This window comes from Pseudomonas sp. IT-232MI5, assembly GCF_949767845.1.
In the GTDB taxonomy this organism is placed as follows: Bacteria; Pseudomonadota; Gammaproteobacteria; order Pseudomonadales; family Pseudomonadaceae; genus Aquipseudomonas.
In genome coordinates, this window is the sequence record NZ_CATKQE010000051.1 from 1 (window position 1) to 238 (window position 238).

At 62.2% G+C, this 238-nt stretch carries 1 protein-coding gene; it reads left to right on the plus strand.

Annotated features, from left to right (window positions below; genetic code table 11):
• The coding region (locus ACM6JQ_RS20850) for an immunoglobulin-like domain-containing protein (RefSeq protein WP_414894615.1) at positions 1 to 238 on the plus strand (238 nt) is incomplete at both ends.

Genomic DNA, 238 nt, shown 5'->3' on the forward strand with positions numbered 1-238 from the left:
GAGGCCGGCAAAACAACCGGCACCGTGACTGTTCCGGCACCAGCCGATGACGTTTACCAAGACGCCGGCAAAGTCGAAGTGACCATCAAGGACGCCACCGGCGGCAACTTCGAAAACCTCGTTCCGAGCACCGTTCCGGCCGTCACCGACGTGACCGATACCGTCGATACCACCACCGTCAAACTGACCGCCACCGAGTCGGCGGCTGAAGGTGGCACCGTCACTTACACCGCCACTG